The organism is Bacillus sp. 05T31 (assembly GCF_056396725.1).
This window is the reverse complement of record NZ_JBFTMA010001359.1, coordinates 1-470: the sequence shown is the minus strand read 5'-3', so window position 1 is coordinate 470 and position 470 is coordinate 1. Positions and strand designations below refer to the sequence as shown.

Annotated in this window: 1 protein-coding gene; it reads left to right on the top strand. The window is 36.5% G+C overall.

Annotated features, from left to right (window positions below; translation table 11 throughout):
* Window positions 1-470, top strand: a 470-nt coding sequence (locus AC1DJR_RS33300) for a class I SAM-dependent methyltransferase (protein WP_477004601.1), incomplete at both ends; no start/stop codon positions are given.

Sequence of the window (470 nt, the reverse complement as noted above, 5' to 3'; positions counted from 1 at the left end):
GTGATATTGAGTATTACCAAGAACGTTTAAATAATTGTGGGGGAAGAATTCTCGAAGCGGCAGTAGGATCAGGGCGTGTCATTATTCCACTTCTTGAAGTTGGATTTAAAGTTGATGGGATAGATTATTCACCTGAAATGCTAGATTCTTGCCGTAAGCGTTGTAAAGAGAGAGGCTTAAACCCTAATTTATACCAAGGAAGCTTACAACAATTTTCATTACCGTATAAATATGAGGCGATAATAATTCCTACCGGATCCTTTTGTTTAATTGAAAGTCGTGATGATTCTATAAACGCTTTGAAATGTTTTTATGAACATCTTAATCTAGGTGGTCGTTTAATTGTAGATCTTGCGCTTCCATATGACTGGAAGACGGGTGAGATTCATACATCGACTTTTTCYYTGCCAAGCGGGGACGGAATTACATTAGAAAATAAATCAATTGAAATAGATTGGCTTAACCAAGTA